The organism is Halomonas sp. BN3-1, from assembly GCF_003056325.1.
Classification (GTDB): Bacteria; Pseudomonadota; Gammaproteobacteria; order Pseudomonadales; family Halomonadaceae; genus Halomonas; species Halomonas litopenaei.
The window spans coordinates 272,122-296,452 of record NZ_PYVV01000003.1; the positions used below are offsets into that span (position 1 = coordinate 272,122).

The 24,331-nt window shown below is 60.9% G+C and carries 15 protein-coding genes, 1 tRNA gene and 1 pseudogene; 11 read left to right on the forward strand and 6 right to left on the reverse strand.

The window, feature by feature from the left end; genetic code table 11:
- Window positions 1–16: 16 nt before the first annotated feature.
- The 6 genes from C9F12_RS06250 to C9F12_RS06275 all read right to left on the reverse strand — a co-directional run bounded on the left by C9F12_RS06250 (window position 17) and on the right by C9F12_RS06275 (window position 7,966).
- The gene (locus tag C9F12_RS06250) at window positions 17–640 is read right to left on the reverse strand and encodes an S-adenosylmethionine--2-demethylmenaquinone methyltransferase (RefSeq protein WP_108448317.1); all 624 of its coding nucleotides are present in this window, start codon (window positions 638–640) and stop codon (window positions 17–19) included.
- A gap of 66 nt (window positions 641–706) precedes the next feature.
- Complete coding sequence (locus C9F12_RS06255; RefSeq protein WP_108448318.1) at window positions 707–1,789, reverse strand: iron ABC transporter permease; 1,083 nt, start codon at window positions 1,787–1,789, stop codon at window positions 707–709.
- Window positions 1,786–2,790, reverse strand: a complete 1,005-nt coding sequence (locus tag C9F12_RS06260; RefSeq protein ID WP_108448319.1) for an iron ABC transporter permease — start codon at window positions 2,788–2,790, stop codon at window positions 1,786–1,788. The genes C9F12_RS06255 and C9F12_RS06260 overlap by 4 nt, the downstream gene beginning before the upstream one ends.
- Entirely contained in the window at window positions 2,790–3,896 is a 1,107-nt protein-coding gene (locus C9F12_RS06265; RefSeq protein ID WP_240184186.1) for an iron-siderophore ABC transporter substrate-binding protein, read from the reverse strand. Before C9F12_RS06265 ends, C9F12_RS06260 begins: the two co-directional genes overlap by 1 nt.
- Before the next feature lie 138 nt (window positions 3,897–4,034).
- The gene (locus C9F12_RS06270) at window positions 4,035–5,594 is read right to left on the reverse strand and encodes an MFS transporter (RefSeq protein WP_108448320.1); all 1,560 of its coding nucleotides are present in this window, start codon (window positions 5,592–5,594) and stop codon (window positions 4,035–4,037) included.
- A 212-nt stretch (window positions 5,595–5,806) separates the two neighbouring features.
- A complete protein-coding gene (locus C9F12_RS06275) occupies window positions 5,807–7,966 on the reverse strand; it encodes a TonB-dependent receptor (RefSeq protein ID WP_240184187.1) in 2,160 nt (719 codons plus the stop codon).
- A gap of 381 nt (window positions 7,967–8,347) precedes the next feature.
- Here C9F12_RS06275 and C9F12_RS06280 point away from each other — a divergent pair, with 381 nt between their 5' ends.
- From C9F12_RS06280 to C9F12_RS22480, 11 genes and pseudogenes are all read left to right on the forward strand, one after another.
- Window positions 8,348–9,385 carry a hypothetical protein gene (locus C9F12_RS06280; protein WP_108448322.1) on the forward strand — a complete coding sequence of 346 codons (1,038 nt, stop codon included), beginning with the start codon at window positions 8,348–8,350 and terminating at the stop codon, window positions 9,383–9,385.
- A gap of 395 nt (window positions 9,386–9,780) precedes the next feature.
- Window positions 9,781–9,857: transfer RNA gene (locus C9F12_RS06285), tRNA-Ile, on the forward strand.
- Window positions 9,858–10,478: 621 nt separating this feature from the next.
- Complete coding sequence (locus C9F12_RS06290) at window positions 10,479–11,126, forward strand: helix-turn-helix domain-containing protein (RefSeq protein ID WP_108448323.1); 648 nt, start codon at window positions 10,479–10,481, stop codon at window positions 11,124–11,126.
- A gap of 3 nt (window positions 11,127–11,129) precedes the next feature.
- A complete protein-coding gene (locus tag C9F12_RS06295) occupies window positions 11,130–11,834 on the forward strand; it encodes a hypothetical protein (RefSeq protein WP_108448324.1) in 705 nt (234 codons plus the stop codon).
- Window positions 11,834–12,532 (forward strand): protein phosphatase 2C domain-containing protein, encoded by a 699-nt coding sequence (locus C9F12_RS06300; protein WP_108448325.1) that lies wholly within the window; start codon window positions 11,834–11,836, stop codon window positions 12,530–12,532. The genes C9F12_RS06295 and C9F12_RS06300 overlap by 1 nt, the downstream gene beginning before the upstream one ends.
- A gap of 255 nt (window positions 12,533–12,787) precedes the next feature.
- Entirely contained in the window at window positions 12,788–14,776 is a 1,989-nt protein-coding gene (locus C9F12_RS06305; RefSeq protein WP_108448326.1) for a class I SAM-dependent DNA methyltransferase, read from the forward strand.
- The gene (locus C9F12_RS06310) at window positions 14,773–16,185 is read left to right on the forward strand and encodes a restriction endonuclease subunit S (RefSeq protein ID WP_108448327.1); all 1,413 of its coding nucleotides are present in this window, start codon (window positions 14,773–14,775) and stop codon (window positions 16,183–16,185) included. The genes C9F12_RS06305 and C9F12_RS06310 overlap by 4 nt, the downstream gene beginning before the upstream one ends.
- Window positions 16,182–17,111 (forward strand): GIY-YIG nuclease family protein, encoded by a 930-nt coding sequence (locus tag C9F12_RS06315; protein ID WP_108448328.1) that lies wholly within the window; start codon window positions 16,182–16,184, stop codon window positions 17,109–17,111. The genes C9F12_RS06310 and C9F12_RS06315 overlap by 4 nt, the downstream gene beginning before the upstream one ends.
- Window positions 17,112–17,131: 20 nt before the next feature.
- Window positions 17,132–17,872, forward strand: a pseudogene (locus tag C9F12_RS23085) (DUF3800 domain-containing protein).
- A gap of 852 nt (window positions 17,873–18,724) precedes the next feature.
- The gene (locus tag C9F12_RS06325) at window positions 18,725–21,943 is read left to right on the forward strand and encodes a DEAD/DEAH box helicase family protein (protein ID WP_108448329.1); all 3,219 of its coding nucleotides are present in this window, start codon (window positions 18,725–18,727) and stop codon (window positions 21,941–21,943) included.
- A gap of 92 nt (window positions 21,944–22,035) precedes the next feature.
- Window positions 22,036–24,066, forward strand: coding sequence for a hypothetical protein (locus tag C9F12_RS22480; protein WP_162816400.1), 2,031 nt, complete (start codon window positions 22,036–22,038; stop codon window positions 24,064–24,066).
- Window positions 24,067–24,331 lie beyond the last annotated feature (265 nt).

The window sequence follows — 24,331 nt, forward strand, 5'->3', positions numbered from 1 at the left end:
GCAAGGCACGGGATATTCAGCGCAGCCATTCGGGATGCTCGGTGAGCATCGCCTCGCGCCGACGAGTTTCGTCCTGCTGCTTGGCCAGGGCTTTTTCGGCCAGCTCGTCGGCCCGGTGTGCGGGCACCACGAACAGACCGTCATCGTCGCCCAACACCAGATCGCCGGGCGTGACGGTGACTCCGTCGATAGCCACCGGGGTGTTGATCTCACCCTCCAGCGACAGCGAGCGGGTGGTCAGCGGACTGGTACCTGCAGCAAATATCGGCAGGGCCAGCCGAGACAGCGTCTCCCGGTCGGTGACAGCGCCATTGGTGACAACGCCGGCCAGTCCCTTGGTCAGCGCCGCGTAGGCGCGAAACTCGCCCCAGCAGGCGCGACGATGATCACCGGACACGTCGATCACCAGCACGTCACCGGGGCGTGCGAGCGTCAGCGCCTCGCGGATGATGCTGCCGTCGACATGAGGAATTCTGACCGTCAGGGCGGTGCCGACCAGGCGCACCGGACGATGCAGCGGCTCCAGCGAGGCGATGGCGCCAAAGTCGCTGAAGTGGCCCAGGGTCGAGGTGGCAAGCCCGGCGAAGCGATCGATCTGTGCTTGGCTGAAGCTGTCCCTGCGCGGGGCAATATGGAACATCGGACCTCCTGTCGGATGTGTTGCTGAGGGGGTGCTGACCAGATTACGGCGAGGCACTCAGCGCCCTTACTGACGGGTGCGATAGAGCAGATAGACGAAGAAGGGTGCACCCACTGCGGAGACGAAGACCCCGGCGGGCAGGTCCTTGGGCAGAAAGGCCACGCGGCCGATCAAGTCGGCGTAGAGCACGATCAGCGCGCCACACAGCGCCGCCACCGGCACCAGCCGTGCAAGACTGCGGCCGACCAGGCGGGCCGCCAGATGGGGTGCCACCAGGCCAACGAAGCTGAGTCCTCCGGCAAACGCCACCGCCGCTCCGGCCAGCGCCACGCTGAGGGCCAGCAGGATCAGCCGGCTTCTCAGCACATCGACACCGAGCCCGACGGCCACGGCGTCGCCCAGTGCCAGGGCGTCCATATGCCGAGCCAGGCTCAGGCACAGCGGAATCGCCACCAGCAGCCAGGGCAGCAGCGACAGCACATGGCGCCACTGGGCCGCATACAGGCTGCCGGTGAGCCATACGTAGGCGTGCAGCGCCGAGGCGTCGTCGCTGATCACGATCAGCAGGGTCGTCGCCGCCCCCATGGCGGCGGACAGCCCGATACCGACCAGCACCACCCGGCTGGGGTTGAGCCCTTTACGCCAGGCCAAAGCCACCACCAGCACGGTGGCCACCAGGGCGCCGCCCAGCGCCGCCAGCGGCAGCAGATGGATGCTCAGCTGACTGGCAAAGCCGGCCAGAAATACCACCGCCGCCAGCGCCGCGCCGCTGGTGATACCGATCACATCCGGCGAGGCCAGCGGGTTTCTGACGATGCCCTGCAGCACCGCGCCGGCCACCGCCAGCGCCGCCCCCACCAGCACCGCCAGCAGAATGCGCGGCAGCCTCAACTCCCAGACGATAAAGCCAATGTCGCTGGCCTGGGTCGCGGCCAGGGCTTTCAGCACCTCAATGGGTGGAGTGGGGAAGCTTCCCTGCGACAGCGACAGGCCTGCGCTTGCCACCAGCGCAAGCACCAGCAGCGCTACCAGGCGGCGATAGCGCCGGTTGGCCCGATCTTGTGTATGGCCTTGCGTATGGCCGTGTGCATGGCCCTGTGCCTGTTCCCGTGTAGCGGATTCGGCGTTGGCGCCGGGCAAGCTGCTCATGCGGATACCTGCTTCTTGCGGGCCAGATAGATGAAGAAGGGCGTGCCGATCAGTGCGGTCATGACGCCGACCGGGATCTCCTGGGGCGCCATCAGGAAGCGCGAGGCGATATCGGCGACCAGCAGCAGCGTGGCTCCGAGCAGCGCACAGGCCGGCAGCAGCCAGCGATGGTCGATGCCAACCAGGCCGCGGGCCATGTGTGGCACGATCAAGCCGACGAAGCCGATCATCCCGGCAAGCGCCACCGAGCTGCCGGCCAGCAGGATTACGCATAGACCCAGGGCAAGCTTCAGGGTGCCGGCGCGCATGCCAAGGCCGGTGACCATGTCATCGCCCAGCAGCAGGGCGTTGGCCTGACGGGCGAGGGCCGCGGTGATCGCAAGGGCCAGGGCAAACAGCGGCAGCAGTGGCACCACCAGGTCAAGCTCACGCCCGGAGACCGACCCTGCCAGCCAGTACAGCACGCTCTCGAAACTCTGCTGGTCGATGATCAACAGGCCCTGACTGAAGGACACGAACATCGCCGTCACCGCCACCCCGGCGAGCACGACCCGAAGCGGTGACAGCTCGCCGCGCCGGCCACGGCTGAGCGCCACCACGGCGAGCGCGGCGACCAGTGCGCCGAGCAAGGCCGCCCACACATACTGACCGGGGGTGTGCAGCGGCAGCAGCGATACCGCCACCACCACAAAGAACATGGCGCCGGCGTTGATGCCGAGGATGCTTGGCGAGGCCAGCGGGTTGCGCGTCATGGTCTGCATCAGCGCACCGGCCACCGCCAGGCTTGCACCGGTCAGGGTGGCGATCACCGCTCGGGGCAGGCGTTCGCTGAGGATGATGATATGGCTGACCCTGCCACCGTCGTAGTCGGTGACGGCCTCAAGGGCGGTCAGCGGCGTGATCTCGGTGGTGCCGAGGATCACGCTGGCGCCAAAGGCCGCCAGCAGCAGCAGGGTACCGAGGATAAGCCCGGCGGCCCGGGTCGAGGTGCGTTCCAGCATCAGGCCGCACCCTCGTCTGTTGTGGACGACGGCTCTTCAATAGCTGAAGGCTCTTTCACAGCTGAAGGCTCCTCACCCAGCGCGTCACCCAGCGCGCAGGAAGGGGAGAGCGCCTGAGGCGCCAGGCCGTAGTGGCGATAGAGGTCATCGAGCATGGCGTTGGCGGCGAGGATGCCGCCGCCCATGATCCAGTTGACCGTGTCCACCTCGTACACCCGGCCGGCTTGTGTCGCGGTGAGCCGCTGCCATAGCGGGTGGGCGGTCCAGTGGCGGTAGGTGTTTTCGATCGCAGGGTCGTCTTCCAGCAGTACGAAGATGACGTCGGCGTCCAGCGCGGGGATGTTCTCCTCGCTGGTCAACTTCATGCCCCAGCCTTGGTCTGCGGCGGCGTCAGGCTGGCGGAAGCCCAGCTCCTCCAGGATGCTGCCGGCGAAGCCGGAGGAATATAGACGCACGTGGTCGCTCTTGAAGCGCACCACCGCGGCTTTCTGTGGCCAGGCGTTGCCCAGCACCGTGGAAATCTTCGTGCGCAGATCTGCCACCCGAAGGTTCCAGCAGGTCAGCAGTTGTTCGGCCCTGTCCTCACGACCGGTAGCCTTGGCCACCAGCTCGAGCGAGTCCCTGAAGTCAGACACCGTGGACGAGAACACCGTTGGCGCGATCTGCTCGAGCAGCGGGCGCACCCGTTCGTGTCGAAAGCGGGTGGCGACGATCACCCCGGGATCGAGCCAGGCCACTTTTTCCAGGTTGGGCTGGGTCTCCAGGCCCACGTGCTCGACGCCATCGAGCGCCTCGCGCAGGTAGCGATAGGTCGGCTTCTCCATCCAGGCATCGACCACCCCGATGGGCGTTACACCCAGCGCCACCGCGCTGTCCGTGGCCCCCTGATACAAGGTGATCAGACGCGGCGCCGAAGCCGAGGAGACTACCGTCGCAGCGGCCGCCGAGTCCGCGCTTACTTCAGACCTTACATCAGCCCTTGCACCAGCCCTGATGTCGGCCTCGGCAGCGCCTGCAAACAACAGCATCCCGGCGAGCAGGGCGAGTGCCACAAAGGCCAGCACGCCGGCGAACAGCCCGAGCACCAGCAGCAGACTGCGCAGCACTGAGGGTGCCTGCCGAGGCTGGGGCCGGGAGCGGTGCGGCGGCTTGGATGCCATGTGTGATGAAAATGGCGAGCGCGAGCCTGGTGAGGGTTGCGACGGCGGTCGCAGCGATGGCGTGAACGTCATGGGGATGATCCTTCACCTGTATTGGCGTGTCTGGCGCCCCGACGAGCGGCCGATTTCTCGCCCCAGCGCCCAGGCCAGCGGCAGGCACAGCAGGGCAATGGCGGCCAGGGCGATAAATGTCTCGTGCAGGGCCTTGGCGCTGGCCTCGGCGGCACTCACGCCAGCGGCGGTGACGCCACTGACGCGGGTGTCGTAATACAGCGAGAGTGCCACCAGACCCAGCGAGGCGATCAATCGCCTCGCCATATTGTTCATGGCCGAGGCCTGGGCCATGTCCCGGTCGGGTAGGGCGCGCATGCCCACGGTGGTGGAGGGCAGATAGCCGCAAGCCAGGCCAATGCCACGCGTCCCCATCCACAGCCCCACTACCCAGGCTGGCGTCGCCGACGACATCAGCGCGAGCCCCGCAAGACTGACAGCGGTCAGCACAAGGCCGGCGAGCAGGCACCACTGGGGCGGGTGGCGGTCGATCATCCGCCCGGCGATGGGCGAGGACAGCGACGCCATCAGGGCCGTGGCCAGAAACACCAGCCCGGTGGTCAGCGGACTCGCCCCGAGCACCTGGTGCATCCACAGCGGCACCAGCAGTACGCAGCCGAACAGGATGATGGACTGCAGGCAGGCCAGGACGACGCTCAGGCGAAAGGCGCGGTGCCCAAACAGGGATAGCGACAGTAAAGGCGCCGGGGCGCCCTGGGCTGCTGTTGGGTCGGCATTCCGTTCCTGCATTCGCCCCGCCTTGCACTCCATACCACGTTCGACCACCACGAACCCTGCCAGGGCGGCAAGCCCGAGCCCCAGGGGAACGAGCGCCGAGGGCGTGAGCAGTTCGGCCAGACTGTCGATTCGGCTCAGCGAAAACAGCACCGCGCCCATACCGATGGTGATCAGCACAAAGCCCGGCAGGTCGAAGCGCCTGGCACGGTTGGGTGCCTCCCGACGAAGGCAGCGCCAGCCGACCACCAGCCCCAGCAGCGCAAAGGGCAGATTCATGACGAACAGCGCCCGCCAGTGGCTGACCTCCAGCAGCAGGCCGCCGACGCTTGGGCCGATGGCCGGCGCGATCATCACCGCAAATCCCCAGATGCCGCTGACGCGGCCCCGCTGCTCGGGCGGGTAGGCGGCAAAGATCAGTGCCAGCGACAGCGGCATCATCAGCCCCGCCGCCATGCCCTGGACGCCCCGGGCGATGATGATGCTGTCTAGACTGTCGGCCATGGCGCCGAGGCCAGAACCGGCGATAAAACCGATCAGCCCCAGCAGATAGATCACCCGTCGGCCGAAGCGATCGGCTAGATAGCCGGTCAGCGGCATGGTCATGGCCATGCTGATCATGAACAGGGTGATGACCCAGTTCACCTGGCTGGCGCTGGCATCGAAGGTCGCCATCAGCTCCGCCACCGCCAGGTTCAGCGCACTGTTGTTGAGGCTGACGGTAAAGGTGCCCAACAACACGCTGACCAGCACCCAGGCACCTCCGGCGCGGGCCTTCGATAAATCATCACAAGACAGCTCAGCACCCCGCGACGCAGGGGCCTTGGCGAGTGTGTTGGTGGGCCGGGCCTGGAACATGAACCGTCTCACAGTCCTGGAAAGCGGAAATGCGGAGGGGCAAGAGCATGCCATGATGCAAAAGCAAATGCAATTCATTATCAAATGAGAGGAAGGAGGAATACTACCCGAAGTCATCGCGCCAGGTGAGCGACGCCACCAGCCGGAAACCATAAGCGCCGGACCTGAAATGGCCCGGCGCTTGGTGGGAATGGAAATTCCCAGGACGAATATTAGAAGTCCATGGTCCAGCCAAGGGTAAAGGTCCGTCCCCGACCCTGATAGTCGTACAGGTACTCCGGACCGTAGTAGGGCGAGTAGAACATTGCCGCTCGCTGTCCCCAGACGGTGGAATATTCCTCGTCGAGCAGGTTGTCGATGCCCAGCGTCAGACGGCCGATATCGATATCCTGGGCCAGCGCCAGGTCCACCGTGGTGTAGCCGTCGATCTGGCGGTCATCGTCATCTTCCAGGTTATGGGCATGGTTGGCCTGCAGGCGGGCGCTGCGTCCTGCCGCCATGTCCTGCCAACCGACGAAGGCGGTGGCGGAGGACAGCGACGCATAGCGGGCGTCACGCTTTTCCCAGCTGCCGTTCTCGTCTTCCTGCTCCGAGCGCACCAGGTGCAGGGTGCCGCCGACCTCGAAGCCTCCGTCCAGGAAGCGGGTCACCGCCGCCTCGAGGCCGTAGTCGCGCTTGTTTTCCTCGACCACGCTGACCGACAGGTCTTCGGCATTTTCCACCGCCTTGTCGGACCAAGCGTAGTAGATCGCCGCCTGGGTGCTCCAGTCGGCGTCATTGAAGCGCCAGCCGAGTTCCACCTGGTCTGTCTTGATGGCGTCCAGCGGGTTGTCGTCGACGCTGACATCGGCGCTCTTGCCGTAGTACTTGGCCGGGTCCGGCAGCTCAAAGCCCTGGCTGAACTGGATCCAGTTCTGGTGGCCGTTGCCGTAATCGTAGAGGGCGCTTGCGTTGACCAGGGTGGCGTCATAGTCATTCTCGCCACCCGGCACGCCGTTGAAGTCTTCGACCTCAACGTCCATATGCTGCTGGCGCACCCCGGCGGACAGGGTCAGGCCGTCGGTGACCCGCCAGTCGCCCTGGGCGAAGCCGGCGTAGCCGTCGACCTCGTAGCTTGGATAGCGTGGGCCGATCTCGCGCTCTTCCTGGGTGAGACCGCCACTGGCATTCGAGGTGGCGATGTCGAAGTACATCTGGTCGGCGTCGAAGGACTCACGGTCCATGTCGAGGCCATAGGTCAGCGAGATGCGCTCGCCCAGCTCGGCATCGAACAGCGCCTTGATACCGCCCAGATCGGTGTCCTGCTTGGAGGCGCGGAATTCGACGCCCTGAGTGGTGGCGTAGGGGAAGGCATTGAAGCTTGCCTCTTCCTCGCGATAGAACGCCTGCAGGTAGAAGTCCTGACCCAGCAGGTCGGCGTGGTGGTACTGCAGGTTGACCATTCGACGATCCGTCTCGGGATCGCGATCCGACGAATAGCCGTCGCGGATCTCGGCGCCTTCCAGATTGCCTAGCGCCAGGTTGGGGAAGTAGAGCCCACGGTCCCCTTCATAGGCCGAGCGGTATAGCTGAGCGCCAAGCGTCAGCGTCTGCTCGGCGCTCAGCGCCAGATCGACGCTGCCCATGATGTCGATGGAGCGATTGTCCTGCAGGTCGGTCTGGGCGATGTCCGGGAAGATCTCGTCGCCACGCCCGTCATAGAAGCGTCCATTGTCCTGATAGGCCACCGCCAGACGTCCCTGGACACGCTCGCTGCCGCCACTGATCGACTGGGCCAGGCGGAAGTCGGCGTCGTCACTGTCATTGAAGCCGCTGGTGACGCTCGTCGCGGTGGAAAAGTGGCGACCGGGACCGTCACCTTTCTTCGTCACGATATTGATGATGCCACCGGTGGCGCCACCGCCATAAAGACTGCTGGCGCCGGATAGCACCTCGACGCGCTCTATGTTGAACGGGTCGATGGCGTCGAACTGTCGCGACAGACCCCGGGAGCTGTTCAACGAGACGCCGTCGATCAGCACCTGCACGCTGCGGCCACGCATGTTCTGGCCATAGTTGGTGCGTCCCTGTGGGGCCAGATCCAGCCCCGGTACCAACCGACCCAGCGCGGTCTTGAGGTCGGCTCCCGTCGCGATCTGGGTCTCCAGCTGCTGCTGGTCCACCACCCACACCGCACCCGGAATCTCGCTGATCGACTTCGGCGTGCGCGAGCCGACAACCACCATGGTCTCCTGGGATTGGACTGTTGCCTCGTCGGTGGCCGCCCTGGCGTCGGTGCCTGGCTGATCGGCGCCAACCGCCTGCGCCCAGCTAAGCGACGGAGCAGCGGCCAGCAGCAAAAGGCCTGCACCGAGGGAAAGTGACGCTGACAAGGGAGAGCCGCCGGATGACGTAACGGCGGTGACTGGCGCAGTAGTTAGGGGACGCGGGCGTGTGTGGATCTGGGTCGGAATCTGGGAAGGCATGGAATGATCGCTTGGCTGATGTTGACCGGCTTGTCGAGACGAGCCGATGGGACAGTGCGGACCGGGCTTCTGGCGGCCCGTCTCGCGCCACCTGCCGAGGGAGCTGCGTGTTGCCCGTGGGGCAGATGTGCAGCTTCGGCAGCGGCAAGCAATATAGCGAATTGTGAAAATAATGCGAAGCGTTCGTATTAAAATTTAAGATTTGTGCAAGTCAAGCTCACCCCCTCGCCGACCAGAGGCACAAGGCGTAGGCTGGATGCATCTACCACGCGACGATCAGGAGGCCTGATGGCACGAGTAAAGATCCTCAAGCAGGGCACGATCCACTGCTTTCCTCCCGGCCTGCGTGACGACCAGGGCGAGCTGGTCAACGCCGAGATTTCCGCGGTGGCCTACGATGGTGAGCGACTGTTGATGGCCAGCGACAAGCCGATCCCCGGCCACGAGCGTTCTGCCGCCTTCAGCCTGCCGTTGACCGCCGATGGTCCCGACGACAGCCGTATCGACTACTTGACCCAGCAGACCATCAAGGAAGCGGTGAAGTATGAAGACTTCGCCCTGACCACCGATGGGCGACACATGATCGCCACCACCGGCTTCGATCGCATCGACGACGAGACCCACGATCTCAACGCCTACAACCACCTGCTGATCTGGCCTCTTCATGAGCCTGACCGGGTCCAGGTGGTGGACCCCGACCCCCGTGACGGTGTGGAAGGGTCGCTCGAGTTCCGGCGCAAGATGGACGCAGCCGTAGGCGAGCCCTACTACAAGATCGAGGGTCTGGCTGCTATCCCCGGCGAGCGTGGCGATGGCCTTTTGCTGTTTGGCATCCGCGAGCAGGGCAAGGCCCACGATGACTTCGACTACGTGCGCCGGGTCATCGGCGCCCACTACATCATCAACGACGACGACAACCTGGAGTTCGTCGACGCCCTGCACGACGTCTTCAGCTTCGACCCCGGCGAGTACGACGGCGTGGAGCACATCTGTGGCCTGTCGAGCCTTGAGTACGATCCCTACCACGGCCAGCTCTACCTGCTCACCAGCTTCGAGACCGAAGAGGGCGACGACGAGGTCATCGGCGGCTATCTGTGGGTGATGTCACTGCACGACTTCCGCCAGGGCAGGGCACCCACCCTGGTACGCGACGAGAACGACAAGGTGCTCGAGTTCGAACACAAGGCCGAAGGCCTCGCCGTGCTCGACCGCGAACGCCTGTTCGTCGCCTACGACAACGACCGCAACTACGACCTGCACAGCGTCAGCGAACGCGACGAACGCCGCTGCTGCGAAGCCCCCTACACCATCCTTGGGTTGGTGTAGTAGGCACCAAGCGGTTCAGGTATGGCGCATTGCCACTTCGAACCGAGGCAGGGCAGGGCAGGGCAGGACGCGGCGGCGGAGCCTGATAGAGAGCCCCGGAGAGTAATACCAAGCCATAGAGGGCGAGCGCGTGAGAAGGAGCGCGGAAAGAGGGGGCGTGTGAAGGGAAAGGGGCGCATGGGGTGGAGCGGGGCGCTGCGGGTACGCCGGCGGTACACCCAGCCGCCAAAACCGGACTTTGAGGCGCTAGAACGATGATGCGACAAGGGCTGTGATGCGAGGAAGGGCACAGCCAAAGCGCCTCGAAAGCCGCCATACTGACCAGTGGCAAGCGTCCACCCGAAACCCGCTAGCCTACGGCCGCAGCTTTCGCTATCATACGCCCGCGCTGATAAGGGCCTATAGCTCAGTTGGTTAGAGCAGGGGACTCATAATCCCTTGGTCGTAGGTTCAAGTCCTACTGGGCCCACCACCGCCCCCCTTCCTGCCTGTTGGTTGTCCTGTCTGGGTTTTACATTGCTCTTGTACGCCGGGGCTTCCCGATGCTTGGCTGTCCACGAACATCGTTCCAGCACCACTTCCTTGAGTGAACGGGCGTCACGCAGTGTGCGATCGTCTACTGCCCCCGTAGCCTCCATCTAGATAGTCCCCAGCATTGGTCCGAACTCTGAAGCACGTCGGCGCCATAAGATGCGCCCGTCCACCGGAGCAGTAGGTGAAATGGGGTAGCCCTACGGCCCTGATACTGGATCTGGTCTGCAATCATCGCGATATTCGCTTTACTCGTATCGGGTACCGGGGCCTTCCGGCCAGCCAGGGTTCATACTCTGCGCCTGACGCCCTGGATGAGTGTGCCAGGATGATCGGTCGGGCGAACCTGAGGGTGGGGCCTGTTGCGAAGCCAGTGGCTTAGTCGCAACCATGCAGGAGCGACATGTAGAGCTATCGGAGGTGGATTCGCTCGAGCTTGCAGACGCCATCTTGGTTTACAAGCGAATCCCTCTGTAGTGGACGATTTTCCTTGACAGTTCGGTAGTGATTCATCGAGCCTGTCCCGTGTCCTAGGACGTGGGACAGGAGCGGTGGTGACACTATGAAAAGTCAAGATATTGGTCTGCTTTTGAAGCTGGTGGCCCTGAGGCGTAAGGACGGCCGTGGCCCCGATACTCACACTGGCAAGGGAGAGAAGGCGCTCCCAGATGACTGGAGGGACTGGGCGCTCGATGACATTGACGGGGTGCGCGAGAGCTTGCCTGGACTCGAGGACGACCAGTTGCAGGCACGCTACAGCGTGCGGGCCTTGGCCGAGGAAACCGGCATCAGCAAAAGTCAGGTTAGCCTTGCCCTTCAGCGATGTCTGGAGGTAGGTCTGATTCGCAAGGATCACCGAACCGGCGTGCCGCGCGCCAACGCCCGAGCTCTGTTCAACTTCATCATGCATGGCGTGCGCTACGTGTTCCCGGCCAAGCCCGGGGAAATTACCCGCGGCATTGCGACGACCTTTGCCGCGCCAGCGCTGGAAGGCCAGTTATATAGCTCAGGTGAGTTGCCGATGGTATGGCCAGACGCCCGGGGCAAAAGCAAAGGCCAGGCTGTTGAGCCGTTGTTCAAGAGTGTGCCCTATGCGGTGCGTCGCGATCGAGAGTTGTATGCCATGTTGGCTCTGGTCGATGCCATTCGGCTGGGTCATCCCCGCGAGAGCAAGGTCGCTGCGGAGCGGCTGGCTGAGTATCTGGAGTAAGCGATGAGCTTGTTTGACGATCAGCGTGCCATGTTGCGCCAGGTGGCCGAGGCCCTCGGGGATGAACTGCGCGATCAGGTAGCTTTCGTCGGGGGCTGTACGACCGGGCTACTACTAACCGATGCGTTCACTCGAGAGCAGGTGCGCAGTACCGATGACGTGGATCTGATCATTAGCGTCATGAGCTATGTCGACCTGCAGCGCTTCAAGCAAGCGCTGAAGGCGAAGGGATTCAATGAGCCCTCCTCTCTAGATGAGGATATGCCAATCTGCGCCATGAAGCTGGGGGAGTTGCGCGTCGATCTGATGCCGGACCATGACGACGTGCTCGGCTTCAGCAATCACTGGTATCCCCAGGCACTGGAAACGGCACAGCCCGTCTCGTTAGGTGGGGGGCTTTCCATCCGCGTGGTCGCACCACCGCTTTTCGTTGCCACCAAGCTTGAAGCCTACAAGGGGCGGGGTGAGGACGATCCTTTATCGAGCCACGACATCGAGGACATCCTCAATCTCGTGGATGGCCGCCCCGAGCTACTTGATGAGGTGAGAGCTGCCGACAGCGTCCTTCGGACCTATATCGCAGATGAGCTCAGCAAACTTCTCGGCAATGATCTCTTCGGATATGCCGTGCAGAGTGCGGCCGGAGACCCTAACCGCGAAGCGCTGCTCTTCGAGCGCCTGGAGGTCCTGGCCGGGGAGCGCGGCTGATGCTGGCAAACTGGTTCAGCAGACAAGGCCGCGAGCGCAGCTGCAACAGCGATGCTGCGGCAGTGGGGCAGCAACGCCATCATCTTCTGGCGGTACTGGTCGACGGCGCAGAAAAAGGTCCCCGAGGCGCTGAGCTGGCGCGTCATTGGGCGGATGCTGGGCTTCAAGCGCTCGCCGAGGTAACGGCTTGCTCACAAGCGGTGGTACATGCTCGTCTCGGAGAGGAGCAGGCCTCTCTCCGCAACGGCTTCCTTCGTGATATCGCCAGTTACTGCATGGTCAGCCTTGATCATGAGACGCTGGTAGCACCGATCTGGCACTGTGGTGATTGCCGGGTAGGCCTACAAGGGCAGACCAAGACACGATGGCTGACCACACCGCACCTGCTGGCTTATGAGTCTGGCCTTCCATCCCCACGCTCAAGAGAAGAGCACGAACGGCGTGAGCACCAGCTAACCCGGTGCCTGAACGCCAGGCGTTTCAGAGCTCCTGAACACCTAGCGTTCTCGCTGAAGCTGGGTCAAATGGTGCTGCTTGGCACCGATGGCTACTGGCTCGAGCACCTGGAAGCAGGCGAGCCACTGCACCGCCTGCGAGATGACGCGAGTCTACTTACCCTGCCTGTCGGTGCTGAACCATTTATAGAGATAGTCCAAGCCTCGGATACCGATAACCTCAAGCACTTCCAATTTTCATGACACCGGAGACATGATCCGTCGCTGAAAGCGACGTTGGGATTTGAAAGTTTTGAAAGTGTTGATGTCGGTGGCGGTCCCTGGGGGAAAGGTCAGTCGGGTTGCTTCATTAAGGGCCCGATGAGTGATGCAAGCTCCGAGGGTGATCTAGTCAATCACACTGTGGTTACGCCTGAAGGCTAGACTGCTGGAAGCCCTGCCTCCCGTGTATGATGCTCCCCGACAAGTTCTCAATTGCACAAAACGTGGGGAAGCATCGTGAATACGGAGAGTCACTCTCAGCGGGCAGCCTTTATCTGGTCCGTGGCAGACCTGCTGCGCGGCGATTTCAAGCAGTCCCAGTACGGCCGTATCATCCTGCCCTTCACCCTGCTGCGGCGCCTTGAGTGCGTACTGGAGCCCACCAAGGCCGAGGTGCTCGACGCCGCCTACGCCCACCAGGCCAAGCCCGAGGCGGTGCGCGAGAAGCTGCTGCTGCGCGCCGCGGAGCAGCCCTTCTTCAACGCCTCGCCGCTGACTCTGGGCACGCTCTCCGATACCCAGACCGCCGACGACCTGATGAGCTACGTGCAGTCGTTCAGTCAGCACGCCAGGGAGATCTTCGAGCACTTCGAGTTCGAGGGCTTCGTCCAGCAGCTCTCGGCCAGCAACCTGCTCTACCAGGTGGTGCAGCGCTTCGCCTCCATCGACATGAGCCCGCAGCGCCTCACCAATTACGGCATGGGCCTGGTGTTCGAGGAGCTGATCCGCAAGTTCGCCGAGAGCTCCAACGAGACGGCGGGGGAGCACTTCACCCCGCGGGACATCGTCCACCTGACCACCTCCCTGGTGCTGACCGGCCAGGAGGGCAAGCTGAGCCCCCACGGCATTGTCACCGTGTACGATCCCACCGCAGGCACCGGCGGCTTCCTCTCCGAGAGCGACGAGTACATCCAGCAGGTCAGCCAGGACGTGACCGTCTCGCTGCACGGCCAGGAGCTCAACCCCGAGTCCTACGCCATCTGCAAGGCCGATATGCTGATCAAGGGTCAGGCGGTGGAGCAGATCAAGCTCGGCAACACTCTCTCCGACGACCAGCTGCCCGCCGAGCACTTTGACTTCATGCTCTCCAACCCGCCGTTCGGGGTGGAGTGGAAGAAGGTCCAGAAGGCAATCACCGACGAGCACAACCAGAAAGGTTATGAGGGCCGCTTCGGCCCTGGCCTGCCGCGGGTCTCCGACGGCTCGCTGCTATTTCTGATGCACCTGGTGAGCAAGATGCGCGCCCGGCAGGATGGGGGCTCGCGTATCGGTATCATCCTCAATGGCTCGCCGCTGTTCACCGGCGGTGCCGGCAGCGGGGAGTCCGAGATCCGCCGCTACCTGCTGCAGCACGACCTGGTGGAGGCGATCGTCGGCCTGCCCACCGATATGTTCTACAACACCGGCATTGCCACCTACGTGTGGATCCTTTCGAACAACAAGCCTGCCGAGCGCCGGGGCCAGGTGCAGCTGATCAACGCCACCGGCCGGGCCAGCAAGATGCGCAAGTCGCTGGGCAGCAAGCGCCAGTTCGTTGCCGACCGCGACATCGACGAGATCGTGTGTCTCTACGGCGCCAACCAGGAAAATGAGGAGAGCAAGCTTTTCCCGGTGGAGGCCTTTGGCTACCGGCGCATTACCGTGGAGCGTCCGCTACGCCTCAACTTTCAGGCAAGTCCCGAGCGCCTGGCCAAGCTCGACGACGAGAAGCCGATTCAGAAGCTCATTGATGCCGAGCGCGAGGCGATCAAGGCCGCCTGCGCGACCCTGGACCCGGAGCAGCTCTGGACCAATCGTGAGGTCTTTACCAAGGCACTAAAGGCCGCGCTCAAGCAACACCTGCCGGAGGGCATGAAGGTCGGCGCCCCATTGCAGAAGGCGATCCTCAATGCGCTCTCCGAGCGCGACCCGAAGGCAGACATATGCCTGGACAAGAAGGGTAACCCCGAGCCCGACACGGGGCTACGCGATAACGAGAACGTGCCGCTCGACGAGTCGGTGTTCGACTACTTCGAGCGCGAGGTGAAACCCCACGTCCCCGACGCCTGGATCGACGAGGACAAGCGCGACCCGCTGGATGGCCGTATTGGTATCGTCGGCTTCGAGATCCCCTTTAACCGGCACTTCTACCGGTTCACCCCGCCGCGCCCGCTGGAGGAGATCGACGCCGACCTCAAGGCCTGCACCGACCGGATCAAGCAGATGATCGAGGAGCTATCGGCATGACGTTTCCGAAGTATCCAGAATACAAGGACTCCGGCGTCGAATGGCTGGGGGAAGTGCCGGCGCATTGGGTAGTCAAGCCGCTCAAGCGGGCTATTGCATCAGTCGAGTCGGGGACAAGCGTTAACGCGGCTGATATGCCTGCAGCTCAAGGCGAACTAGGAGTTCTGAAGACCAGCTGTGTTTATAAAGGATGGTTTGATTGGCGAGAAAATAAGACCGTTAATCGGGAGGATCTGGGGCGAGTCTCTTGCCCAGTGCGTGAAAACACATTGATTGTCAGTAGAATGAACACGCCTGATTTGGTCGGATCAGCTGGTCTAGTTATCGAAGCCCCGGCTGGTATTTTTTTGCCAGATAGGCTATGGCAGGTGTCGATGCAGGAAAGCTGCAGCCTGAAATACTATCATTACTTTACGCGCACACCTGCTTACAGAGATCAGGTGAGGATTGCTTGTGCTGGAACCAGTTCCAGCATGCAGAACCTGGGGCAGGATGAATTTGGAGCTATTTGGCACCCTTCCCCTCTTATGGCAGAGCAACAAGCCATCGCCACCTTCCTCGACCACGAAACCGCTCGTATCGACGCCTTAGTGGAAGAGCAGCAGCGCCTGATCGAGCTGCTCCAGGAGAAGCGCCAGGCGGTGATTTCTCATGCCGTCACCAAGGGGCTGGATCCGGATGTGCCGATGAAGGACTCCGGTGTCGAGTGGCTGGGGGAAGTGCCGGCGCATTGGGAGGTAACCCCGCTTAAGCGAGCTATTGCATCGGTTCAATCGGGTACAAGCGTCAACGCGGCTGATGTTCCTGCTGCCGAAGGGGAGCTGGGGATTTTGAAGACCAGTTGTGTTTATAAAGGTTGGTTTGATTGGCGGGAAAACAAGACTGTCAATCAAGAAGATCTGGGGCGAGTCTCCTGCCCGATACAAGCAGGCACACTGATTGTTAGTAGGATGAATACTCCTGATTTGGTCGGGTCAGCAGGGTTAGTGGTCGAGGCTCCAACCGGAATTTTCCTTCCGGATCGACTATGGAAAGTGTCGCTTCGTAGAGAGTGTATTCCGAAATATTTCTACTATTTTACTCGCTCGCCTGCCTACAGAGATCAAGTGAAGATTGCTTGTGCAGGCACCAGTTCCAGCATGCAAAATTTGGGACAAGATGAGTTTGGAGCAATTTGGCACCCCGGACCTCCTGAGCAAGAGCAGCAAGCTATCGCTGCTTTTCTCGATCACGAGACCGCCCGCCTCGATGCCCTGATGAAGGAGGGCGAGCTGGGGATCAAGTTGCTCCAAGAGCGCCGCTCCGCCCTGATCTCCGCCGCCGTCACCGGCAAGATCGACGTGCGTGGCTGGCAGCCGCCTGAGGGCTCAACGGCATTCACTGAGGCCACACAAACGGAGATGGTATGACGCAGGGACGCAGCATCCGGCTCTTTCTGGTGGACGGCACGCCCAACGGCCTGCTCACCGCCGAGATCATGAACTGGACCGGCCACGTGCTCACCGGGCCGCGCAGCAAGTTGAGCGAGCTGGTGCAACGCCCCGAGTGCGGTCGCACCGGCATCTACTTCTTGGTCGGCCCGGACCCCGAGAACAGCTTGCGCCCGCTGGTCTACATCGGTGAGAGCGACGACGTCGGCACTCGCCTCAAGCAGCACAATCGCCCGGAGGAGAAGGGCGGCAAGGACTTCTGGGAGAAGGTCTGCCTGGTCACCAGCAAGGACCAGAACCTCACCAAGGCCCACGTGAAGTACCTGGAGAGCCTGCTGATCCAGAGCGCCGGCCAGGTCGGCCGCTGCAAGCTGATCAACGGCACCGCCCACGAGTACATCAACCTGCCCGAGTCGGACCGTGCCGACATGGCGTTTTTTATGGAGCAGATACGCACCGTGTTGCCGGTGCTGGGCCTAGACTTCCTGCGTGAGTCGTCGCACCCCTCGCGTCCTGCTGAGTCGGCTCCAGCAACCGAGCCCGAGACCTCACCGCGCTTCACCCTGGAAGTGCCGCGCCACGGTATCCGTGCCACCGGGCAGGAGATCGACGGCGAGTTCTACGTCTTCAAGGGTTCCCTGGCCCGGGGCAGTTGGGTTGGTACCGAGCGAGGTTACCAGAGCCTCTATAATCAGCTCTGCGAGGATGGAGTGCTGGTGGAAAGCGATGGCACGCGGAACTTCAACGAGGACCAGAGCTTCAGCAGCCCCAGCGCTGCCGCTGCGGTGGTCTCTGGACGCAGCGCTAATGGCCGCATCTCCTGGAAAGCCGAGGGTAGCGGCATGACCTACGGCGAATGGCAGGATCTGCAGGTGAGTGCTGCGGTCAATGAAGCAGGTGAATAGGAAAAGGGTTGAGGATGGGAATGGGGGATTTTGGAGAATATATTGTTTACGTCGATGAAAGCGGAGATCATGGTCTAAAGAACATTAACCCTGATTACCCCGTTTTTGTCCTCGCCTTCTGTATCATCCATAAGCGTGACTATCTCACTCAGATTGTTCCAAAAATACAGGAGCTGAAGTTTCGTTACTTTGGCCATGATATGGTCGTTTTGCATGAGGCTGAGATTCGTAAGTCAAGAAAGCCATTTGATATACTTCTAAACCCTAATGTCAGGCGTGACTTTCTGTCCGATCTTACTGACATTATTGAAAACTCCCCTTTTATCCTGGTGGCAAGCTGCATCATGAAAAATGAGTTTTCCGCGCGACATGGGGTCGATGGTAATCCATATCATGTGGCGATGGAGTTTGGGCTGGAGCGTGTTTTCATGGAGCTGTAAGCCCTTGGCCAGAGTGGTCAGTTGACGCATGTGGTTTTCGAGCAGAGAGGGCTGCAAGAGGATCAGGCTTTGGAGCTTGAATTTCGACGCATAAAAGATCGATCACGAATGGAGGGGCTTGCAGAAACTTTGGACATCGTCATGGCCAGCAAGAAAGTGAATTCGGCTGGCTTGCAGCTAGCTGACATGGTTGCACGCCCCATAGGCCGGCACCTATTGAACCCGGGCCAACCCAATCGAGCCTACGACATTTTGAATGGCAAATTCCGGCGTAGTCGGGCGGGTCGGATCCAGGGGTGGGGCCTGAAGGTATATCCTTGAAAACAAAAGGCCCCGACGCATTCGCCGAGGCCCCTTGCCGATCGGGCATTCCCAATCCATGTCCATATGATAGGCATGAGGTCTGCTGCTGGCAACCCAAACGAACGTGCTTGTGGCTGCTTTCAGCGCTTCCTATCACGGAGGCTCCAAGACTATGTGCGGCCGCTACGCCCTATCCAGCGACTTCCCCAGTCTGGAGCGCGCTCTAAAGCTGCTACTGTCCGAAGGTGAGCTGACGTCCCGCGACAACGTCACACCAGGCACCTGAATTTCGGCGGTACCCCGGGACGATGACGGCGATCCGTTGAACCCCGATGCTGCCCTACGACCAGCTGACCCATTGGCCGAGAAGCAGCCGGGTCAACAAGCCGGAAGCGGATGATCCGGAGCTGATCGAGACGCTTAGCTGAAGCACCATCAGTTTTGTTCTGGTGGCTGGTGGCCGGTGGCGAAGTGCAGTTTACAAATGCGCGTGGAATCGCTCCACAGAGCGCCACTTTCAGAGAAATAACTAAATCTGCAGGAGATCACCATCGATCTAGAGCCAGTAAACCACCTCGTTCGCTGTGTCCAGCTATCATCGCGTACGCTCCTACTCCTTTCACGGAAGCAGATCTAGGAATGTTGCTTTTTGCCATACCGTGCGGCGGCATCTAGAGCGAGTATTTCATCATCGTCGTGAACGGCCATCGGCCAAATCAACCGCCAAGCGATTCAAGTGGCCGAAATGGCCTTCCCTGAAAACTGGCAAGACTACCCTCTCAGGGCAATGCATTGTCTTAAGTAGCCTTCTCCAAATATCCCTGACGCGCTAGGCTGTTGTGCATAATCACGCCAAGCGCAGGGGACAATATGGCGGACAGCAGGGAAGCTCGCTTCCAGCAGGACATCATCGACGCCATGACGGCTCACGGCTGGAAGGCTGGCACAGCCAGCGGCTTTGAGCGCGCCACGGCGCTCTATACCGAAGATCTGCTCGGCTACGTACGCGATGCCTGGCCCGAGCGCTGGAAAAAGTTCTGCAAGTCCAACCCTCAGGCACCGGAAAAGGTGTTTGTGCAGAAAGTGGTCCGCGAGCTGGAGCAGGCCGGCACCCTGGAGGTGCTGCGTCACGGCTTCAAGGTACCGGGGGTGAAGTTCGACCTCTGCAGTTTCCAGCCTGATCACGGCATGAATCCGGATTCGCTGGCCCGCTACCGCGCCAACCGCCTGCGGGTGGTGCCGGAGGTATCCTACTCGCCGCACGCGCGCGAGAAGGGCAATGGGGGCGAGAGCGCCGGCCAGAACTACAACCCACGGCTGGACCTGGTGCTGTTCGTCAACGGTATCCCCACCGCCACCCTAGAGCTCAAGAGTCAGTTCAAGCAGACGGTGGAGAACGCCAAGCGTCAGTATCGCCAGGACCGCCCGATAAAGGACCCCGTCACCCGCAAGCCCGAGCCGCTGCTGAGCTTCAAGCGCGGCGCCCTGGTGCATTTCGCGGTGAGTCAGGCCGAGGTGGCCATGACCACGAAGCTGGCCGGCAAGGATACCTACTTTCTGCCCTTCAACCGCGGCACGGTGGAGGGCGGTGCCGGCAATCCGCCCGCGAAAGACGAGCAGAGCTACGCCACCGCCTACCTGTGGGAGGAGGTGTTCGCGCCGGATGCCTGGCTGAAGGTGCTCGGTCGCTTCCTGCACCTGGAGAAGAAGACCAGCGAAGACTTCCACGGCCGGCGCACCACCAAAGAGACACTGATCTTCCCCCGCTACCACCAGTGGGAGGTGGTCAATCGACTGGTGCAGGTCACCCTAGCTGAGGGGCCGGGGCACCGCTACCTGGTGCAGCACAGTGCTGGTTCCGGTAAGTCCAATTCCATCGCCTGGGTCGCACACCAGCTGGCTAACCTTTACGCCGAGGACGGGAAGAAGCTGTTCAACTCGGTGATCGTCGTCACCGACCGCACGGTACTCGACAGCCAGCTGCAGGACACCATCTATCAGTTCGAGCATGCCCACGGCGTGGTGCGCCCCATCACCCGTGACGTTGGCAGCAAGAGCAAGTCAGAGCAGCTCGCCGAGGCGCTGGCCAGCAACACCCGCATCATCATCGTCACTATCCAGACCTTCCCGGCGCTATTTGACGCCCTGGACAAGCGCCCTCAGCTCGCTGAGGGCCATTACGCTGTGATCGCCGACGAGGCCCACTCCTCGCAGACAGGCAGCTCGGCCAGCAAGCTCAAGGCCCTGCTGGCGGCCGCAGGAGCGGCCAACGGGGAGGAGTCAGGAGAAATCAGTGCAGAGGACATGCTGGATGCTGCCGTGGCCTCACGCCGCCCCAGCGAGCGCATCAGCTACTACGCTTTCACGGCCACCCCCAAGGCCAAGACCCTTGAGCTGTTCGGCCGTTTGCCGGACCCCGATCTACCGGCTTGCGCCGACAATAAGCCCGAGCCGTTCCACCTCTACTCCATGCGCCAAGCCATCGAGGAGGGCTTTATCCTCGACGTGCTGCGTAACTATGTCACCTACGGCACCGCCTGGAAGCTCGCCCATCCCGAGGGGGAAGACGAGGAAGTCGATTCCAAGAAGGCCTCACGGACCCTGGCCAAGTGGGTGCGTCTGCATCCCTACAACATTGCACAGCGTGTTGAGGTCATCGTCGAGCACTATCGCGAGAACGTCCGCCACCTGCTCGATGGCCAGGCCAAGGCAATGGTGGTCACCGCTAGTCGCCAGGAAGCGGTGCGCTACCAGCTAGCCATGCGCCGCTACATTGTGGCGAAGGGCTACGCCGACGTTCACCCTATGGTCGCCTTCTCCAGTAGCGTGCCACCGGATGAGGAGATCCCCGAAGAGGTCACCGAGACCAGCAAGCTGCTCAATCCCGGGCTCAAGGGCCGCGATCTGGCTGAGGCGTTCGACACCGACGACTACAACGTGATGATCGCCGCCAACAAGTTCCAGACCGGCTTCGATCAGCCCAAGCTGTGCGCCATGTACGTCGACAAGAAGCTGCGTGATGTGGACTGCGTGCAGACCCTCTCACGGCTCAACCGGCTGTTTCCCGGTAAGCAGACCTTCATCCTCGACTTCTTCAACGACGAGCAGGAAATCCTTGACGCCTTCGCGCCTTATTACCGCAAGGCCGAGCTGGCCGACGTTTCTGATCCCAACGTGGTCTATGACCTGCAGCGCGGCCTGGACGCCAGTGGAATCTATCACTGGCCTGAGGTGGAAGCCTTCGCCAAGGTCTTCTTTGACCCCAAGGCGCCGGCCTCCAGCCTCAGCTACTATTGCCGCCCCGCCCAGGATCGCTTCAAGCAGCGCTACCAGCTGGCCCTGGAGCAGCTCCAGGTCTGGAAAGAGGCTCGCCAGGCCGCCGAGCAGAATGGTGACGACAAGGGCCTGAAACGCGCCGAGCAGGAGCTAAAGGACGCTGGCACCACCCGCGACGAGCTCGACCTTTTCCGCAAGAACCTGCAGAGCTTTGTGCGTACCTACGAGTTCCTTAGCCAGATCGTCACCTTCGATGACCCTGAGCTGGAGCAGCTGTGTGTCTTCGCCCGCCATCTGCACCCGCTGCTGCGCACCGACCGGTTGCTGGAGGAGGAGAGCATCGACGTCAGCGAGCTGGAGCTGACCCACTACCGTCTCACCAAGCGCGAGGAGAAGCGCCTGCGCCTTGAGGAAGCCGAGGGCGACTACGGCCTCACCCCGGTCAGCGAAGTGGGTTCAGGCAAGCCCCACGACCCCGAGAAGAAACGTCTGGCCGAGATCATCGACCGCCTCAACGACCTCTACGGCGCTGAGGTCAGCGACGACGACAAGCTGCACTTCGCCAACGGCATCGCCGACCGCATCGAGCGCGACGAGTCGGTGATGGCCCAGGTGCGCAACCACAGCGAAGACCAGGTGATGCACGGCCTCTTCCCGAAGAAGGTCACCGACGCCGTGCTCGATGCCCTCAGCGACCACGAGAAGCTCAGCATGCCGCTTCTGGAAGATGAGGAGACGGGAAGGCAGTTTGCATTATTGATCCTGAAACTACTGTCAGGAAGGAGCGCGAGTAATGTGCAACCAGGGAACTAACCTATCGATTTTTCAAGTGATAAGGGCTGCTATCGGTAGTGGTCCGAGAAATGAGAGTGCTTCCCGTACGAAGATGGTCCACGAGGCATGTTATGGGGTTGCTTGATCTGTTCAGGAGGGTGCTGCGAAGCGGTAAAGAAGAGGATCTACGGTCAGAGCCAGTGGAGGATAGAGAAGACGATGCGTCCGGCCAAAGTAGAGACTCAGAACTTACTTCTGGAGATCATGAGTCCGAAGAGAAATTCCATGAGGAAGAGCTACAGTCCATGGAAACTCTCGCAGACGACACATGGATCTACGAGGAGGGCAACGCTGAGACCCATTATTCGGAAATAGCAAGATTAGCTTTTTTCGAGCAGAAACCTGACATAGGGGAGGCCTTGTCCGATGTTGATGAAACAGTCGAAGTACCTGCAACAGTTGACGAGACCCTGGCTCTGGGGTCGCATGCCGAGCAATCACCTCCTGTCCATGATCATGAAACGGAGAAGGACTTCCCCGAAGAAGAACAGCGCTGGTTCGAGATCATCCAAGACAAAGGCTGCGTAAATGAGGAGATAAACACCCCCACGGAATGTTCTATCCCTGATCCTGGGGAGGTACCACAATCCCCCTATAAAGTACCAGGACATGTGTTCTGTGAGCCTCCATCCCAGTCCGATGGATCAGGGCTGGGGCGCAGGAGGCAACGCTTGTCGCTTAAAAAGAGCCATGCAAGATCCTCTTTCCAAAGACCGTCGCGCATCGGCCATAAGATATTTCTATCAAACAAGGATGCCGATACGGGTCACTGCCTTCCGCCTCGAACAACGCAAGAACCCTATGGCATCGAAGCTGATACAACGTTGCCTGTAAAAGAAATGAATGCACAGAGAAAGAAAAATAATAGCACCTTGACAGGTGATCCTGACTTGAGCATAACTGTTAGCACCCAAGTATCATTCCGCACCGACTTTGACAGCCAGTCGAGCCATCAGGATGTATCCATTTCTGTTAAGTGCAACGAGAATACCACAGAGGTTTCCTGTCCAGATGAAGCTGCTGCTGATTGGGGGGAAGCCCGTTTACCAGTACCTTCTGAAGAAGATCCAAAGCCTTCCGTGGCAGGAGACTTGGAGGAAAGTGAGGGTGGCCTGGTAGTCCCGACGAACCAATGCAATGCCTCACCTGAGCATGTGCTTGCGGAGCAGTCGTCGGTAGCCACTCGACTCTCGTCGGAAGCCGGCCGATTCCGCCTGGCTAACCTTAAGCAGGAAGACGTTCAGGAATCGACGGATTACCTCTACGAAGATCATGACGATTACAGTTTAACTGCTTTCTTCGAAGATGATGTTTACGATCATGACTCCTTGGGAGACTTTGCGCAGGGCGCAGAGTCGTTAGAGGATTTCGAAGGCTTCACCGAGGAAGTGGGGAATGAATTCGAGTATGGCCTGACCGACCAGGAGTTGCTGGATGAGGCACTCCTGGACGAAGGACCGGCTCAGGATGGAACTAGGCGTATCAGCCAGTACCTCAGGGCCTGCCAGCGAGCGGCCGAGTTTATCCGGAAGAACCATTGGGACGATGGCTATCTACACGCGCTCGCCGAGGTGCTCAATACCAGAGGCTATGGTGCGATCCTTACGCATCTGCAGCGCCATGCGGATGACGGTATGGTGCCTGAGGAGTTCCAGTTGGCTATCCAACTGAAGGCCTTCTGGTCTCAGAATCGGATGCTCTGGATTGCATTTTACCGCAACGGTGGTTCCGACTCTACCTATAGGGTGCTCAGCTGGGCACAATGTCTGCGTATCATCGGAATGCTTGGTACATCAATGGGCGGCATCCCCCAGATAGAAGAAGTCGAGAGGTTCATTGAGGACCTTTTCGATGAATGGTATCAGGATGATGGGCTAAGAAAGTATTTTAAGTCCTTCAGTAAATACCTCAACTATGTGACCTATCGGGCCAATCCTGACATCCCGGTACACATGCAATTAAAATGGGAACCAGATGGTTTAGAACATGAAGATGTGCCTGGCTGGGTTCCAATAGATCCGATGCGTGAGAATCTTCGCAGGCAGCTGATGTACTTCGGTATGGCGTATATAGTGGATAACCCGGAAACAAATGTGGTTTGACGTTCGCTACCGTGACTCCAATTTCAATTCCGGGGTGAAGTCAATGAGTGACGATAAAAAAAGAAAGAACGGCAAGAAAAGGAAGGGAATCAATAAGGGAAGTGGCAAAAGACAAACGGAATCCCCCCCCCCCGCAGAATGATAAGTAGGCTGAATGGAACAAATAATAATATTGGGGAGTTGTTGAGTTTGAAATATAGGAAACCAGGAGCTTTGTCACGCACGGCTGAAGAAGTAGTATCGTCCCTACAGAAACTGTTTCTGA

Bases quoted from the DNA above. Each gene is read 5' to 3' on its own strand.
- C9F12_RS06250 (WP_108448317.1), bottom strand. From the start codon at position 640: ATGTTCCATATTGCCCCGCGCAGGGACAGCTTCAGCCAAGCACAGATC.
- C9F12_RS06255 (WP_108448318.1), bottom strand. From the start codon at position 1,789: ATGAGCAGCTTGCCCGGCGCCAACGCCGAATCCGCTACACGGGAACAG.
- C9F12_RS06260 (WP_108448319.1), bottom strand. From the start codon at position 2,790: ATGCTGGAACGCACCTCGACCCGGGCCGCCGGGCTTATCCTCGGTACC.
- C9F12_RS06270 (WP_108448320.1), bottom strand. From the start codon at position 5,594: ATGTTCCAGGCCCGGCCCACCAACACACTCGCCAAGGCCCCTGCGTCG.
- C9F12_RS06280 (WP_108448322.1), top strand. From the start codon at position 8,348: ATGGCACGAGTAAAGATCCTCAAGCAGGGCACGATCCACTGCTTTCCT.
- C9F12_RS06290 (WP_108448323.1), top strand. From the start codon at position 10,479: ATGAAAAGTCAAGATATTGGTCTGCTTTTGAAGCTGGTGGCCCTGAGG.
- C9F12_RS06295 (WP_108448324.1), top strand. From the start codon at position 11,130: ATGAGCTTGTTTGACGATCAGCGTGCCATGTTGCGCCAGGTGGCCGAG.
- C9F12_RS06300 (WP_108448325.1), top strand. From the start codon at position 11,834: ATGCTGGCAAACTGGTTCAGCAGACAAGGCCGCGAGCGCAGCTGCAAC.
- C9F12_RS06310 (WP_108448327.1), top strand. From the start codon at position 14,773: ATGACGTTTCCGAAGTATCCAGAATACAAGGACTCCGGCGTCGAATGG.
- C9F12_RS06315 (WP_108448328.1), top strand. From the start codon at position 16,182: ATGACGCAGGGACGCAGCATCCGGCTCTTTCTGGTGGACGGCACGCCC.
- C9F12_RS06325 (WP_108448329.1), top strand. From the start codon at position 18,725: ATGGCGGACAGCAGGGAAGCTCGCTTCCAGCAGGACATCATCGACGCC.
- C9F12_RS22480 (WP_162816400.1), top strand. From the start codon at position 22,036: ATGGGGTTGCTTGATCTGTTCAGGAGGGTGCTGCGAAGCGGTAAAGAA.